We start from the raw sequence: 15,472 nt of genomic DNA, 5'->3' as shown, positions 1-15,472 counted from the left end.
GATGAGGGCTTAACATTCAACGTTGATGTTGGCTATTGGTCCGCTATCGCTGGCAATTCGAATCGTCGCACCGCAGCTCCCACAGGCTTTTTGGTATTTCAGGCGAGGTCGGTGCCGAGCACCACACTCAAGGCACTGCGCGCATCATCCAGCTGCACCAGCGTCGCATGCCGTGCGCCGAGGGCATCGCGGTTCTCTATGGCGGTCAGGATCGCCTTGTGCCGCGGCAGCGCCAGTTCGTGCAGGTTCGGCCGCTGGTTGGAGTGCTTGAGCGCTTCGGCGATCGCCACCGAGAGCATGTTGCACAGGTTGGCGAGCAGGTCGTTGTGGGTGGCGTCGGCGATGCGGCTGTGGAAATCCAGATCCGGCTGCAGCAAGGCTTCCGGCGTCGGCGCCGCCTCCATGCGCCGGTAGGCTTCGCCGATGGCGGCGATGTCGGCCTCGGTGGCGTGCTGGGCGGCGAGGGCGGCGGCGGCCGGCTCGATGATGCTGCGCACGCTGGTCAGCACGTTGAAGAACTCGTTCTGCGGGCTGCTCTGCATCAGCCAGTGCAGCACGTCCGGGTCGAGCATGTGCCATTCGCGGCGCGGCTTGACCACGGTGCCGACCCGCGGCTTCGAATACACCAGCCCCTTGGCCACCAGCACCCGCGTGGCCTCGCGCAGCACCGGCCGGCTCACCGCGTACTCCTCGCAGAGCAAGGCTTCGGCGGGCAGTTTGTCGTCGGGCGCAAAGCGTCCGGAAACGATCTGCAGGCCCAGTTCCTGGACGATGCGCGAGTGCATGCTTTTGCGGTCGGAGGGTTTGCGGTAATCCATGGGGAGCGGGGCGATCCTGTGGGGTGAACGGTGCCCGGCATCATAGCAGGCGTGGCATGGTCTTGAGGCAGGTGCACAAAGCAAATGTGGGAGCTGGCTTGCCAGCGATGGCGGCGTGTCAGTCAACATGAATGTCAGCTGAAAGACCGTAATCGCTGGCAAGCCAGCTCCCACAGGGGAAGGCGTTGTCAGTGGGAGTGGCGCGGGACTTCGGCACCCCGGCAGCCGACCAGGAAGTCGAAGTCGCAGCCCTGGTCTGCCTGCAGCACATGGTCGATGTACAGCTGACGGTAACCCCCCACCAGCAATGGCTGCGGCGGTTGCAGATCGGCCAGGCGCGCCGCCAGTTCGGCGTCCGGGATGTCCAGGTGGAAGCGCCCGCCGGCGCAGTCCAGCTCGATCCAGTCACCTTCTTTCACTGCCGCCAACGGCCCGCCGGCCGCCGCTTCCGGGGCGACGTGCAGCACCACGGTGCCGTACGCCGTGCCGCTCATCCGCGCATCGGAGATGCGCACCATGTCCGTCACGCCCTGGGCCAGCAACTTGGCCGGCAGCCCCATGTTGCCGACCTCGGCCATGCCCGGATAACCCTTCGGCCCGCAGTTTTTCATCACCAGAACCGAGTGGGCATCGACGTCCAGTTCCGGGTCGTTGATCCGTGCCTTGTAGTGGTCGAAGTTCTCGAACACCACGGCGCGGCCGCGATGCTGCATCAGTTCCGGCGTCGCGGCCGATGGCTTGAGCACCGCGCCGAGCGGCGCCAGGTTGCCGCGCAAGACACAGATGCCGCCGTCGGCGCGGATCGGGTTGTCGAGGGTGCGGATCACTTCGTCTTCGCCGTAGATCGGTGCGTCCTGGGTGTTCTCGCGGATGGTTTTGCCGTTGACGGTCAATGCGTCCGGGTTCGGAATCAGGTTGGCCTCACCCAGGCGCCGCAGCACTGCCGGCAAGCCCCCGGCGTAGTAGAACTCTTCCATCAGGAAACGCCCGGACGGCTGCAGGTCGACGAGGGTCGGCATGCCCCGGCCGATGCGCGTCCAGTCGTCCAGATCCAGGTCGACGCCGATGCGTCCGGCGATGGCTTTGAGGTGGATCACCGCGTTGGTCGAACCACCGATCGCCGCGTTGACCCGGATCGCGTTCTCGAACGCCTGCTTGGTCAGGATCTTCGACAGCCGCAGGTCTTCGCGCACCATCTCCACCGCGCGCATGCCGGACATGTGCGCCAGCACGTAGCGCCGCGCGTCCACCGCCGGGATCGCCGCGTTGTGGGGCAGGGAGGTGCCCAGCGCTTCGGCCATGCAGGCCATGGTGGACGCGGTGCCCATGGTGTTGCAGGTGCCGGCGGAGCGGGACATGCCGCCCTCGGCCGCCAAGAAGTCATCGAGCGTGATGGTGCCGGCCTTGACCTGTTCGCTGAGTTGCCAGACCACGGTGCCAGAACCGATGTCCTTGCCCTTGTGCTTGCCGTTGAGCATCGGCCCGCCGGTGACGACGATGGCCGGCACGTCGCAACTGGCCGCGCCCATCAGCAGCGCCGGGGTGGTCTTGTCGCAGCCGGTCAGCAGCACCACGCCGTCGATGGGGTTGCCGCGGATGGCTTCCTCCACGTCCATGCTCGCCAGGTTGCGGGTGAGCATGGCGGTCGGGCGCAGGTTCGACTCGCCGTTGGAGAACACCGGGAATTCCACCGGAAACCCGCCGGCCTCGATCACGCCGCGTTTCACGTGCTCGGCGATCTGGCGAAAGTGCGCGTTGCACGGTGTCAGCTCCGACCAGGTGTTGCAGATGCCGATGATCGGCTTGCCGTGGAACTGATGGTCGGCGATGCCCTGATTCTTCATCCAGCTGCGGTACATGAAGCCGTTCTTGTCGGCGGTGCCGAACCATTGGGCCGAGCGCAGGGCGGGTTTCTTATCAGACATGATCGGTTCTCTTATTGTAAGACTATTGTTTGCGAGCTTTGGCTTAAGCTAAGCGAAAAATGGCTGCTGTGGAAGTGTTGGCGTCTAATAAGTATTACTATATAGTCGATTTCAACGAGAGGATCGGCCCTGGCGAGGTTCGCCTGAGGCATCCCCCGAGGTTCCATAACAACAACAATCGGAGACCGACCCCATGAGCCAGGAACAGCGGCTTGTCCGGCGCATCACCTTGAAACTGATTCCCTTCCTGATCCTGCTGTACCTGATCGCCTACGTGGACCGCTCCGCCGTCGGCTTCGCCAAGCTGCACATGGGCGCCGACATCGGCATCGGCGACGCGGCCTACGGGCTCGGCGCCGGTCTGTTCTTCATCGGTTATTTCCTGCTGGAGATCCCCAGCAACCTGATGCTCGAACGCTTCGGCGCAAGGCGCTGGTTCGCGCGGATCATGATCACCTGGGGCGCCATCACCATCGGCATGGCGTTCGTCCAGGGCCCGCACAGCTTCTATGTGATGCGCTTTCTGCTCGGCGCGGCGGAGGCGGGGTTCTTTCCCGGTGTCCTGTACTACATCACCCAATGGTTCCCGGTGCGCCACCGCGGCAAGATCCTCGGGCTGTTCATCCTGTCCCAGCCCATCGCCATGATGATCACCGGCCCCGTGTCCGGCGGCCTGCTGGGCATGGACGGCATCCTCGGCCTGCATGGCTGGCAATGGCTGTTCATCGTCATTGGCACCCCGGCGATCCTGCTGACCTGGCCGGTGCTGCGCTGGCTGCCGGACGGGCCGGAGCAGGTGGACTGGATGGAACGGTCCGAAAAGGACTGGCTCAGCGGCGAGCTGAAAAAGGATCTGCAGGCATACGGCCAGACCCGTCACGGCAACCCGCTGCATGCGCTCAAGGACACGCGCGTCTTGCTGCTGGCGCTGTTCTACCTGCCGGTGACCTTGAGCATCTACGGCCTGGGCCTGTGGCTGCCGACCCTGATCAAGCAGTTCGGCGGCAGCGACCTGGTCACCGGATTCGTGTCGGCGGTGCCGTACCTCTTCGGCATCGTCGGCCTGCTGATCGTGCCGCGCAGCTCCGACCGGCTGAACGACCGCTATGGCCATCTGGCGGTGCTCTACGTGCTGGGCGCGCTCGGCCTGTTCTTCAGCGCCTGGCTGGCGTTGCCGGCGATGCAGTTGGCGGCGCTGTGCCTGGTGGCGTTCGCGCTGTTTTCCTGCACGGCGGTGTTCTGGACCTTGCCGGGGCGGTTCTTCGCCGGCGCCAGCGCGGCGGCGGGCATCGCGCTGATCAACTCGGTGGGTAACCTGGGCGGCTACATCGGTCCGTTCGTGATCGGGGCGCTGAAGGAATACACCGGCAACCTCGCCTCGGGCTTGTACTTCCTGTCCGGGGTGATGGTGTTCGGACTGATGCTGACCGGTGTGGTCTACCGGGTGCTTGAGCGCAGACACGTGTTGCCGGCAGACCAGTTCGCAGCGAGCGCACGGGGCGCGACTCGCACCTGACGCTACCTGCCGGACACAGGTTTTTCGGTGTTCAGACATTTTGTTGAGAGGAGAGAACACATGCATCTGGTGCAATTCGAATTGAGCAACGGCGAACGCCGCGTCGGCGTGGTCGAGGGCGGTCTGGTGCGGGAGGTGCAGGACGTGCGCGCCGTGCGTGATCTGGCGTTGGCGGCCATCGAGGCCGGCGTCAGCCTCGCGCAGCAGGTGCAGGCCTTCGGCCTGGGCATCAGCCACGATTACGCCGAACTGCGGGAGCAGCTGCGTATCCTGCCGCCGCTCGACCATCCGGATCCGGCGCACCTGCTGGTCAGCGGCACCGGGCTCACGCACCTGGGCAGCGCCTCGGCCCGGGACAAGATGCACCAGCAGGCCGGCGACGAAGCGACGCTGACCGACACCCTGCGCATCTTCAAATGGGGCGTGGAGGGCGGCAAACCGCCGGCGGGGCAGGCCGGGGTGCAGCCGGAGTGGTTCTACAAGGGCGACGGCAGCATCGTCGTGCGGCCGGGGCAGCCGTTCCCGTTGCCGCCGTTCGCCGAAGACGCCGGCGAAGAACCGGAGCTCACCGGGCTCTACGTCATCGGCCACGACGGCAAACCGTACCGCCTCGGTTTTGCCCTGGGCAACGAGTTCTCCGACCACGTGATGGAACGCAAGAACTACCTGTACCTGGCCCATTCGAAACTGCGCAGCTGCAGTTACGGCCCCGAGCTTCGGGTCGGTGAGCTGCCGCCGCACCTGGCCGGCACCAGCCGCATCCTGCGCGACGGCGAAACGCTGTGGCAGAACGAGTTCTTGAGCGGCGAAGCGAACATGTGCCACAGCCTGGCGAACCTCGAATACCACCATTTCAAGTACGCCCAGTTCCTGCGGCCGGGCGATGTGCACATTCATTTCTTCGGCACCGCGACGCTGTCGTTCGCCGACGGTGTCCGCACCCGTCCGGGCGATGTGTTCGAGATCAGCCTGGCCGAATTCGGCGCGCCCCTGGTCAACGGCATCGCCCCGGCCGACGCGGTTTTCGCCCCCGGCAGCATCGGTACCCTTTAAGGAGATCCCATGACTCAGATTCTCGGCCTCAACTACATCGGCGGGCGCCGCAGCGCCGCCGGCAACGTCCAGTTGCAGAGCGTGGACGCCAGCTCCGGCGAACCGTTGCCTTACGGTTTTTTCCAGGCAACGGCGCAGGAGGTGGACGCCGCCGCCCAAGCGGCCGCCGCCGTGTACCCGGCCTACCGCAGCCTCAGCGCAGAGCGCCGGGCGCAGTTCCTCGATGCGATCGCCGATGAGCTCGACGCGCTGGACGACGAGTTCGTGGCCGTGGTCTGCCGCGAAACCGCACTGCCGGCGGCGCGGATCCAAGGGGAGCGCGCCCGCACCAGCGGCCAGATGCGCCTGTTCGCCCAGGTGCTGCGTCGCGGCGACTTCTATGGGGCGCGGATCGATCTGCCGTTGCCGGCGCGTCAGCCGCTGCCGCGTCCGGACCTGCGCCAGTACCGCATCGGCCTCGGGCCGGTGGCAGTGTTCGGCGCCAGCAACTTTCCGTTGGCCTTTTCCACGGCGGGCGGCGACACCGCCGCCGCGCTGGCCGCCGGCTGCCCGGTGGTGTTCAAGGCCCACAGCGGCCACATGGCCACCGCCGAGTGGGTGGCCGATGCGCTGATCCGTGCGGCGGAGAAGACCGGCATGCCGGCGGGCGTGTTCAACATGATCTACGGCGGTGGCGTCGGCGAATGGCTGGTCAAGCATCCGGCGATCCAGGCCGTGGGCTTCACCGGTTCGCTCAAGGGCGGACGGGCGCTGTGCGACATGGCGGCCGCACGCCCGCAGCCGATCCCGGTGTTCGCCGAGATGTCGAGCATCAACCCGGTGATCGTGCTGCCGCAGGCGCTGGCTGCCCGCACGGAGTCCGTGGCCCGTGACCTGACGGCCTCGGTGGTGCAGGGCTGCGGTCAGTTCTGCACCAACCCCGGCCTGGTCATCGGCCTGCGTTCGCCGCAGTTCAGTGGGTTCGTGGCACAACTGGCCGGGCTGATCGCCGATCAACCGGCGCAGACCATGCTCAACGCCGGCACCCTCGCCAGTTACGGCAAGGGCTTGCAGAAGCTGCTGGCCCACGCGGGCATCACGCACCTGGCGGGGAATCCGCAGCAAGGCAACCAGGCGCAGCCGCAGTTGTTCAAGGCCGATGCTCGGTTGCTGATCCAGGGCGACGAGGTGCTTCAGGAGGAAGTGTTCGGGCCGGCCACGGTGGTGGTCGAAGTAGAAGACCAGGCGCAGTTGCATGCGGCGCTCAACGGCCTGCACGGGCAACTCACCGCGACGCTCATCGGTGAGCCGCAAGACTTTGCGCAGTTCCCGGAACTGACGGCGCTGCTGGAGCAGAAGGTCGGGCGGATCCTGCTCAACGGCTATCCGACCGGGGTCGAGGTGTGCGATTCGATGGTGCACGGCGGGCCGTACCCGGCGACCTCCGATGCCCGTGGCACCTCGGTCGGCACGTTGGCGATCGACCGTTTCCTGCGCCCGGTGTGCTTTCAGAACTACCCCGACCACCTGCTGCCGGAACCGCTGAAGAACGCCAATCCGCTGCGCATCCAGCGCCTGGTGGACGGTAAGCCAACGCGCGAGGCCCTCTGACAGATGTCTGTTGTACCGGCCTCATCGCCAGCAGGCTGGCTCCCACAGGACTTGCGGTGATCTGCCATTTCTGCGAACACCGCTAAATCCTGTGGGAGCTTGCCTGCAAGCGATGAGGCCATCACAGCCGACATCTCTGTTGCCTGATCCACCGTCATCGCTGGCAAGCCAGCTCCCACAGGTTTTTGTGGTGTACCTAGATCCTGCAAACACCCGAGATACCTGTGGGAGATTGCCTGCAAGCGATGGGGCCGGCACTGTCGGCCTCTGTACCCACCTGCGTTCCCGCAGAGGATCCAGCCTCACATTGAGCTATCATTGCCGCTTTCCCCCTGAAAGACATGATTGCCATGACTGCCGTACCCAACTCCCTTCTCGACGCCCTCGAACGTTGCGGGATGGTCGAAATCGACGGCCTGCACGCCTTCGAATTCGCCCTCGACGAAGTCGACAACCTGCACATCGAATGCATAGACGGGCGCTTGTCCAAACACTGGGAATTCACCCCGGCCCAGGTCAAGGCCGCGACCTTCGACGAATCCCTTCAGAGCTGGCTGATCGTCGGCGCCAGCGGCGAACACCGTCTGGTCTGCCTCGACGCCTTCGGCGGTGGCGACGATGAGGATGACGCTCATGAAGATGCGTAAGTTCTGGCCGCTGCTGATGGCCGGCAGCGTCGGCGCGATGGGCCTTTCCAGCGCCTCGGCCGAAACCTTCCAGTTGCTGGTGGGCTCCTACACGGCGGGCGCGAGCCAAGGCATCTACCGGATGAGTTTCGACAGCGCCACCGGCCGCATCGGGCCCAACCCGCTGCAAGTGGTCAAGAGCGCCAACCCGTCGTGGCTCACCTTGTCCAAGGATCAGCGCAAGCTGTTCGTGGTCAACGAAAACGGCCCCGGCCAGAAAGACCCGGTGGGTCGCGTCAGCAGCTACGCGATCAACCCGAAGACCCAGGCCCTGAGCCTGATCAGCCAGGTGCAGAGCCTGGGCAACGAGCCGACCCATTCGAGCCTCAGCGGCGACGCCAGCCACCTGTTCGTCAGCAACTACTCGGTGGCTGAGGATCCGGGCGGCACGCTGGCGGTGGTGCCGGTGGGCAGCGACGGCCGCCTGAAGCCGGTGGTGCAGATGAGCGCCCACCCGGCCAGCCGGGTGAACCCGGAGCGTCAGGCATCGAACCATGTGCATTCCACGGTCTCCTCGCCGGACGGCCGCTACGTGTTCTCCAATGACCTGGGCGCGGACAAGGTCTTCATCTACCGCTACGACCCGAAGGCCAACCCCGAGCTGCCGCTGACCCCGGCGAAAACCGCGTCGGTGGAACTGCCGCCGGGCAGCGGCCCGCGTCACCTGCTGTTCAGCGCCGACGGCAAGCACGCCTGGCTGACCATGGAAATGAGCGCCCAAGTGGCGGTGTTCGACTACCGGGACGGGGTGCTGACCCAGACCCAACTGGTGGACCTGGCGGCCGGCCAGCCGACCTCGGACAAGGCCGCAGCCGCTTTGCACGCCTCCGCCGACGGCAAGTTCCTGTACGTCAGCAACCGGGGCACGGCCAACCAGATGCTGGTGTTCGCCATCGACCCTGCCAGCGGCAAGCTCAGCGAGCTGCAACGGCGTTCGGTGGAGGGCGATCACCCCCGTGAGTTCAGCCTCGACCCCACCGGCAAGTTCCTGCTGATCGCCAACCAGAAGAGCAACGGCATCGTCGTGCTTGAGCGCGACGACAAGACCGGTCTGCTGGGCAAAGTCGTGCAGACGTTGCCGATGGATGCCCCGAGCGACCTCAAGTTCCTGCTGCGTCAATGAGCCGCAGGCCCCGGTTCGCGGGGCCTGCGCCTTTGTATTAATCGCGCTGATAACAGCTAATGCCATAAAGCATTTCAAGCGGCGGACCCTCGAGCGTTAAGTTTGCTTCACGGCCCGAACGGGCAAGCAAGCCAACCGAACACGAGGGTTACCGCCATGAACTTCAATCTCTTTTCCGTGATTGCCGCGTCCGCCATCTCCGCTTCCGTGGCCCTGCCAGCCAGCGCCAGCGTCGAAGTCAGCGACAAGAAATCCCACACCCAGAGCTACACCCAGAAGTACCTGCAACAGAGCGCCAACTTCTACGCCGCTCTGGACCACAAAGCCCAACACTGAAACTCTTCCCGCACTGCACCCGTTATGCAGGAGCGAAGTCATTGACGCCGCCGCAGTTTTCCAAGCGTTGGCCGCAACAGTGATGTCGCTCCTGCATAACCGTTTGCGACAGCATCTGCCGGATATCACTGTCCGCGCTTGATATCACATAGCCATGAACGTAAAGTTGACGCTGATTTTTTGACTCCTTCCCCGCATAAGGATCGACAGCATGGCGATGCGTCTGGCCGTGGTACTCCTGTTTCTCTATTCCACCCCCATCCTGTCGGCTGCCGAGCCTGTCGCCGGCGAGCCGGAAGCCGCGTTCGAACGCCTCATGAGTATTATTGAAGGCTGAGATAGACCGGTTTAATGATCAACGAAGCTGATGGTCACTATGGATAACCCTGAGTGGTTCCTTCGGCTTTTTTGATCGATTCTGTGGGCCTCGAAACAGGTTCACGGAGTCCACATCATGGCCAGTTCCCTCATCGCTTACGCCAAACGCGGCGCTTACCTGGCCATCGGTCTGTACCTGGTCATGGTGTTGTCCGTCAGCCTCGTCTCGCAGTCGCAGCACCGCTTCGACGCACCGGTCCAGGTCGCCCATCCCGGCATTCAGTTCGAGCTCCGTTCCCACGGCGCAACGGCGGACGCGGCTGAACTGGCGGGAGTCGGCGGAGCATGAAAGGCTACAGACTCTGGATCATCGCCGGCCTTGCGTTCATGACCAACGGCGCCTCGCTCTTGGGCTTCGGCCAAGGTTCGGTCGGCGGCCTGGCCCGGGCCATAGAGGCCAACCACACCATCGCCCACAACATCGAACGGGCCAACGCTTTGGGGCTGCTGGCCGGCAATCCGCCGGTCAAGTCCGAGCGTGATTTCCTCGGGCCGTTCGAAGTGGATTGCTCGGCCATCGGCATGTGTGAAGTGCTGGCCTGAACCCGGGATTACTTTTTCATGATGCCGGTGAACAGGTCGGATTCGAGAAAGCGCTGCAACCATCGCTGCAACCGCACGTAAGGCGTCTGCGCGAACCACTCGCGGTCGACGTGGGCGAACTGGCGCACGAAGGGCAGCAGCGCGATGTCGGCCAGGCACGGATGGTCGGCCAGCAGGTACGCGCGCTTGCCGAGCAGCTCGTCGAGCTTTTGCAGGAACAGCGTCCCCTCGGCGCGATAGGCCTCCATCGGCTGCTCCGGGTAGCGTTCGGCGTACTTGTACCGGTTCAGGTTCACCTTGAACACTTGGTCGTTGCCGTAGATCAGCTTCTCCATCCACAGGGCGTGGAACGAATCGTCCTTGAGCAGCCAGTCGTCCGGATCGTTCTGCGCCAGTGCCCAGCGCATGATCTCCAGGCTCTCGTCGATCACCCGGCCGCCGGCGTCGAGCACCGGCACCGTGCCTTTGGGCGAGAGCTCCAGCATCCTCGCCGGCTTGGCCTTGAGGCTGACCTCGACGATGTCCACCGGCACCCCCGCATAGCGCAGCGCCATCCGCGCGCGCATGGCGTAGGGGCAGCGGCGGAACGAGTAGAGCGTGTTCATTTCACCTCCACGGTGCTCAAGCCGTTGCCCTGGCGTCGCACCTGGATCTGCACCGGAATCCGTTCGTGCATTTCCTGCACGTGGGAAATCACCGCCACCTTGCGTCCCTGGGCCTGCAAGCCGTCGAGGGCATCCATGGCCAGTTGCAGGGATTCCGGATCCAGGCTGCCGAAGCCTTCGTCGATGAACAGCGATTCGATCTTCAGCGTGCTCGACGCCATCGACGCCAGCCCCAGCGCCAGGGCCAGCGACACCAGGAACGTCTCGCCGCCGGACAGCGAATGCACCGAGCGCAGTTCGTCGCCCATCTCCGTGTCCATCACCAGCAGGCCGAGCATGCTGCCGCCGCGCTTGAGCCGATAGCGCTTGACCAACTGGCGCAGTTGCACGTTGGCGTGGTGCACCAGCAGGTCGAGGTTGTAGGCCTGGGCGATCTTGCGGAAGGTGTCGCCGGTGGCCGAGCCGATCAACGCATTGAGCCGGGCCCAGCGCTGGTATTCGGCGTAGGCCTCGGCGATCCGCTGCGCCAGCGCCTGATTGGCGTTCTGCCGGCGCTGGTCTTCGGCCTGCTCGGCACGCAGTTCGGCGCACTGCTGCTCGCTGACGGCGAGCTGTCGTTGCAGGTCGGCGAGGGCGGTCGCCAATGCGTCGGCCTCCAGGCCGCCGTTGCGCTGCGCCTGGTGCTCGAGCAGGCGCTGGTCACGCTCCTGCAGCAGGACGTTGGCCTGCTCGATGGCCTTCTCGTTGTGCTGCAGGCGCTGGCGCAGTTCGCTGACTTGCCCGTCGTCGATCCGCAGCAGGTCTTCGAGGCCCTCGTCGTCGAGCTCGGGGTGCCGCGCGCGCCAGTCGGCGATCTTGCCGGCCAGCTCCCGATCCTCGGTGTCCAGCGCTTGCCAGCGTTCTTGCTGCGCCTTGAGTTCCGCCGCCGTCTGCACCTGTTGCGTGCGCAGATCTTGCAGGGCGTGGGCGGTGTCGGCCTCGGCGCGGCGGGCCTGCTCCACGGCGTGCTCCAGCCGCTGCTGCCATTGCTCGGCGCTGGTGTGTTCGCCGAGCAACTGCGCCAGCTTCTGTTGGCTGGCCAGTTGCTGCTCGGCCAAGTCATTGAATTGCCGCTCGGCGGCCTGCGCCTGCTCGGCGCGGCTCCGCTGACGCTCCTGCTCTTTGTCCAGCGTCTGCTGGCGTTCCTGCTGTTCCTCCAACGCCTCCTTCTGCTGATCGACCTGCGCCAGGCGCTCGGCGATCTGGCGGTCAAGCTGCATGAAGGCGGCCGCCGGCTCGACGCGCAGCGCTTGCAGGGTGTCCGCCGGGAGCAGGTTGGCGAAGGCGTCGAGTTCTTCGTCGAGGCGTTGCCGGTCGCTGTCCAGTTCCCGCTGCTGATGGCTCAGGTGCTGCGCCGCCTGCTGATGGGCGGATTCGGTCTTGCGCAACTGCTGGGTCAGCCGCGCCGCGTCCTGTTGCAGGGTGAGCAGGTCGCTCTGGCGCTGTTCGTCCTGGGCGATGCTCAGGTTCAGCTGATCGTTCTGCCGCACGAGCCAGGCGTCACGCTTGTCGGCGTCCTGAACCTTCAACTGCGTAGCCAACGGATGCGCGTCAAGGGTCGGCGCCAAGGCGTGCTGTTGCGCGGTCAGTTGCTCTTGTTGCTGCAGCAGCTCTTTCTGCCGGGCGATGACGGCACCGACGGCCGTACGCAGTTCGATCAGCGATTCCTTGAGCCGCTCCACCGCTTGCAGCGCGTTGGCCTGTTCGCTCTCGTCATGCCGGCCGAGGCTTTGCAGCAGCGCTTCGGGCTGATGGTACGGATGCGCATCGCTGCCGCAGACCGGGCAAGGCTGGCCGTCCTGCAACTGCGTGCGCAGTTCCTCGACGCTGGCGCTGCGGGCCAGGCGCTGGCGTTCCAGCAGCTCGCGGGTGACCGTGAGGGTCTGTTCGGCGACGGCCAGTTCGGCCTTGGCCTTCACCCCGTCCTGGGTCAGGCGGTCGCGTTCCTGCTGGGCTTCGACCAGGCGTTGCTGCAGGTCGGCGCTGCGGGTGCCCAGTTCCTGATGGTGGCTCCACAGACGCGTCAGGTCTTCGACGGCGCGCAGCTGCTTGCGGTTGTCCTGCAGCAGGTTGCCGAGGAGGCCGATCTGTTCGGCGACCGCGTCCGGTTCGGCGCCGGCCTCCTTGAACAGCACGTCCAGCTCCTGTTTCTGCCGGGCGAGGTCTTCGGCGCTGCGGGTGGCGGCCTGTTCAAGGCTGGCCAGTTCGGCCTGGCCCTTGTTCAGGCGGTTGCCGATCAGCATCAGCTGTTGCAGGCGGTCGCGGTAGGCGTTCCAGGCATCGCTCAACGGCGCCAGGTGGGCGCTTTGCCCGAGCCCGCCTGCGATGTCCCGCAAGCGTTCGGCGACCTCGGCCTGTCTCTCCACCAAGGCTTGAATGCCGGCCTGGCCCTGGGCGCAGGCTTGTTCCGCGAGCTGCCTGGCTTCGGCGCTGAGGGCGGTTTCCTTGGCCAGGCGGGCGAGGGTGCTTTGCTCCTCGAAGGCGATACGCAGCAGCGGCGTGCTGTCGCCTTGCCGTTGTTGCACCTCGCCCAGGGCGGCCTTCGCCGCGTCGAGACCTTGCGCAAGTTGCGATTGGCGTTCGGCCAGTTCGGTCTGCTGCTGCGTGTGGGCGGCGATCTGCTCGGCCAACGGCGTCAGCAGCGCTTCCAGTTCGGACTTGCGGGCGAACTGGTGCCGCTGCGGCCCGAGCTGTTCCAGCCGGGTCAGCCTCAGGCGCTCGGCGGCCAGGCCTTCCCACTGCTGTTGCGCGCCGTGCAACTGCTCGGCGGCGGCCTGCTGCGCTTCCTGCAAGCGGCTCAGTTCCTTCAGCCAGGCCTGTTGCTGGTCAAGCTGCTTGAGCTGCGCCTGTTGCCCCTTCAGGTGCTGTTGCGCCGCGTTGAAGCGCTCGTCCAGTTCGGCGCGAGCCTCCGGTGCCAGCGGCGTGACCCCCACGGCTTGTTCCTGCAGCAGCCTGTGCGCCTCGCGGGCCTCTTTGGCCTTGTCGAAAGCGCGCCGGCCCAGGCGGGTGTAGAGCGCGGTGTCGGTGAGTTTTTCCAGCAGTTCGCTGCGGTCGTTGTCGTCGGCCTTGAGGAAGGCGCTGAACTCGCTCTGGGCCAGCAGCACGGCGCGGGTGAACTGCTCGAAGTTCAGCCCCAGGGCCGCTTCCAGTTGGGTCTTGTATTCGCCTTTCTGGCTGGCCAGCAGTTGATCCTGGTCGATGTCGCGCAGGCTCTGGCGGCTGACCTGCAATTTGCCGGCGGCTTTCTCGCGGGCACGGTTGGCTTCCCAGCGGGCGCGGTAGCGGCGGCCGTCGACGCCGACGAAGTCCACTTCGGCGAAGCCTTCGCCGGTGCCGCGGCGCAGCAGGGTGCGCGGGTCGCCGGTGGCGATCTCGCCGTCGGCGTCCGGTACCTTGGCGTCGCGGCCGGTGTTGCTGAGCCGCGGCACCGCGCCGAACAGCGCCAGGCACAGGGCATCGAGCAGGGTGCTCTTGCCGGCGCCGGTCGGGCCGGTGATGGCGAACAGGCCGGCGCTGGCCAGCGGTTCGGCGGTGAAGTCGATTTCGAACGGGCCGGCCAGCGAGGCCAGGTTCTTCAGGCGGATGGCGAGGATCTTCATGGCTGGCCGACCTCCATCTGTACGTCCTGGAGCAGTTCGGCGAAGTCCTTGAGGGTCTGCTCGTCGGCCTCGTTGCCGTAGCTGTCGAACCAGGCCCGGCTGAACAGTTCCTGCGGGGTGAGCTGGTCCAGCTCGATCAGGGCATCGCCCTCGTCGGTGCCGTTCCGTCCGCCGCTGCCGGCGTATTCGGCAGCGATCCGCACCAGCCGCACGGCCTTGCCTTGCAGGGCGCTTTCCACTTGCTGGCGCAGGTCCGGCTGCGGCTCGTCGAGCTGCACGCGCACTTCCAGCCAAGGTTGGCGCTGGGTCTCGGCAAGCAGGTCGATGTTCGGCAGGTCCGCCAGTTGCAAAAGGATGTCGGCCAGCGGCGCCGGGCCGACGCGTTGCAGGTGCACGGAGCGGGGGATCAGTCGGGGTTCGACGCTGACCAGGGTTTCGCCGTCGAGGGTGACGTCGAGGATCTGGTGCTGATAGTTGATCTCCGAGAACGACAGGGGGATCGGCGAGCCGCTGTAGCGGATCCGTTCCTCGCCGTTGACCTTCTGCGGCTTGTGCAGGTGGCCGAGGGCGACGTAGCTGACGGTGGGCCCGAACAGGCTGGCCGGCAGGGCCTCGGCGTTGCCGATGATCAGGCTGCGCTCGGAGTCCTCCGACACCGAGCCGCCGGCCATGTGCGCATGGCTGACGGCGATCAGCGCCTGGCCGGGCGCGCGTTTGGCGTTCGCCGCATCGATCAGGCGCTCATGCACCTGGCCGATGCCGTGCAGGTAGTCGTCGCCCAAGTGCGGGCCGGTCACCTCGGCGGGCCGCAGGAACGGCAGCGCCAAGCACCACGCGGCGACCTCGCCCGAGGCGTCCGGCACCGGCAGCAACAGGCGTTCGGTGTCGAGCTGCCCGTCATCGAGCCACAGCACCCGGCCTAGCGCATGGGTGCGCAACCGTCGCATCAGCGGCGCGGGCAGTTCGATCCGCGAGCCGGAATCGTGGTTGCCGGCGATCATCACGATGGTCAGCGCGGGCTGTTGTTCGTGGGCGCTGACGATGAAGTCGTAGAGGCGCTCCTGGGCTTTGACCGGCGGGTTGACCGTGTCGAAGATGTCGCCGGCGATCAGCAGCGCATCCGGCTGCGCCAGCTGCAGTTGCTTGAGCAGCCATTCGAGGAAGCAGGCGTGCTCGAAATCGCGCTCCTGGCCGTGCAGGTTCTGTCCAAGGTGCCAGTCGGAGGTGTGAAACAGACGCAAGGCGGACTCCGCATCAGGAT

14 protein-coding genes are annotated in these 15,472 nt (G+C 65.8%); 9 read left to right on the top strand and 5 right to left on the bottom strand.

What is annotated here, in order from left to right:
- Positions 1 to 98: 98 nt before the first annotated feature.
- The gene (locus tag CAG41_RS18465; RefSeq protein WP_085633348.1) at positions 99 to 818 is read right to left on the bottom strand and encodes a FadR/GntR family transcriptional regulator; all 720 of its coding nucleotides are present in this window, start codon (positions 816 to 818) and stop codon (positions 99 to 101) included.
- Positions 819 to 1,006: 188 nt separating this feature from the next.
- A complete protein-coding gene (locus CAG41_RS18460; protein ID WP_085707296.1) occupies positions 1,007 to 2,743 on the bottom strand; it encodes an IlvD/Edd family dehydratase in 1,737 nt (578 codons plus the stop codon).
- Between the two features lie 193 nt (positions 2,744 to 2,936).
- Between CAG41_RS18460 and CAG41_RS18455 the strand changes: the two genes are divergently transcribed.
- The 9 genes from CAG41_RS18455 (at position 2,937) to CAG41_RS18420 (ending at position 9,968) form a co-directional block, all read left to right on the top strand.
- Positions 2,937 to 4,259 carry an MFS transporter gene (locus CAG41_RS18455; RefSeq protein ID WP_085586957.1) on the top strand — a complete coding sequence of 441 codons (1,323 nt, stop codon included), beginning with the start codon at positions 2,937 to 2,939 and terminating at the stop codon, positions 4,257 to 4,259.
- 60 nt (positions 4,260 to 4,319) lie between these two features.
- Entirely contained in the window at positions 4,320 to 5,312 is a 993-nt protein-coding gene (araD1, locus tag CAG41_RS18450; protein WP_085707295.1) for an AraD1 family protein, read from the top strand.
- Positions 5,313 to 5,321: 9 nt separating this feature from the next.
- Entirely contained in the window at positions 5,322 to 6,902 is a 1,581-nt protein-coding gene (locus CAG41_RS18445; RefSeq protein ID WP_085586955.1) for an aldehyde dehydrogenase (NADP(+)), read from the top strand.
- A 341-nt stretch (positions 6,903 to 7,243) separates the two neighbouring features.
- Positions 7,244 to 7,549, top strand: coding sequence for a DUF5629 family protein (locus tag CAG41_RS18440; RefSeq protein ID WP_085707294.1), 306 nt, complete (start codon positions 7,244 to 7,246; stop codon positions 7,547 to 7,549).
- Entirely contained in the window at positions 7,536 to 8,711 is a 1,176-nt protein-coding gene (locus CAG41_RS18435) for a lactonase family protein (RefSeq protein WP_085640534.1), read from the top strand. The genes CAG41_RS18440 and CAG41_RS18435 overlap by 14 nt, the downstream gene beginning before the upstream one ends.
- A 156-nt stretch (positions 8,712 to 8,867) precedes the next feature.
- Positions 8,868 to 9,047, top strand: a complete 180-nt coding sequence (locus CAG41_RS18430; RefSeq protein ID WP_085586952.1) for a hypothetical protein — start codon at positions 8,868 to 8,870, stop codon at positions 9,045 to 9,047.
- Positions 9,048 to 9,258: 211 nt separating this feature from the next.
- Positions 9,259 to 9,384, top strand: a complete 126-nt coding sequence (locus tag CAG41_RS28875; RefSeq protein WP_256575774.1) for a hypothetical protein — start codon at positions 9,259 to 9,261, stop codon at positions 9,382 to 9,384.
- Between the two features lie 117 nt (positions 9,385 to 9,501).
- Positions 9,502 to 9,714 (top strand): hypothetical protein, encoded by a 213-nt coding sequence (locus tag CAG41_RS18425; protein ID WP_085586951.1) that lies wholly within the window; start codon positions 9,502 to 9,504, stop codon positions 9,712 to 9,714.
- Positions 9,711 to 9,968, top strand: coding sequence for a hypothetical protein (locus CAG41_RS18420; RefSeq protein WP_085586950.1), 258 nt, complete (start codon positions 9,711 to 9,713; stop codon positions 9,966 to 9,968). The genes CAG41_RS18425 and CAG41_RS18420 overlap by 4 nt, the downstream gene beginning before the upstream one ends.
- A gap of 8 nt (positions 9,969 to 9,976) precedes the next feature.
- On the opposite strand, the gene CAG41_RS18415 is transcribed toward CAG41_RS18420, so the two are convergent.
- The 3 genes from CAG41_RS18415 to CAG41_RS18405 are packed head-to-tail and all read right to left on the bottom strand — an operon-like array spanning position 9,977 to position 15,452.
- Complete coding sequence (locus tag CAG41_RS18415) at positions 9,977 to 10,573, bottom strand: glutathione S-transferase (protein WP_085707293.1); 597 nt, start codon at positions 10,571 to 10,573, stop codon at positions 9,977 to 9,979.
- Positions 10,570 to 14,211: an AAA family ATPase gene (locus CAG41_RS18410; protein ID WP_085707292.1), complete on the bottom strand. Its 3,642-nt coding sequence runs from the start codon at positions 14,209 to 14,211 to the stop codon at positions 10,570 to 10,572. Before CAG41_RS18410 ends, CAG41_RS18415 begins: the two co-directional genes overlap by 4 nt.
- The gene (locus CAG41_RS18405; RefSeq protein ID WP_085586947.1) at positions 14,208 to 15,452 is read right to left on the bottom strand and encodes an exonuclease SbcCD subunit D C-terminal domain-containing protein; all 1,245 of its coding nucleotides are present in this window, start codon (positions 15,450 to 15,452) and stop codon (positions 14,208 to 14,210) included. Before CAG41_RS18405 ends, CAG41_RS18410 begins: the two co-directional genes overlap by 4 nt.
- Between the last annotated feature and the right edge of the window lie 20 nt (positions 15,453 to 15,472).

Origin of the sequence: Pseudomonas sp. B35(2017), assembly GCF_002113645.1 — a bacterium.
GTDB classification, from domain to species: domain Bacteria; phylum Pseudomonadota; class Gammaproteobacteria; order Pseudomonadales; family Pseudomonadaceae; genus Aquipseudomonas; species Aquipseudomonas ekonensis.
The sequence above is the reverse complement of the archived record's forward strand: the minus strand, read 5'-3'. Positions and strand labels throughout refer to the sequence as shown.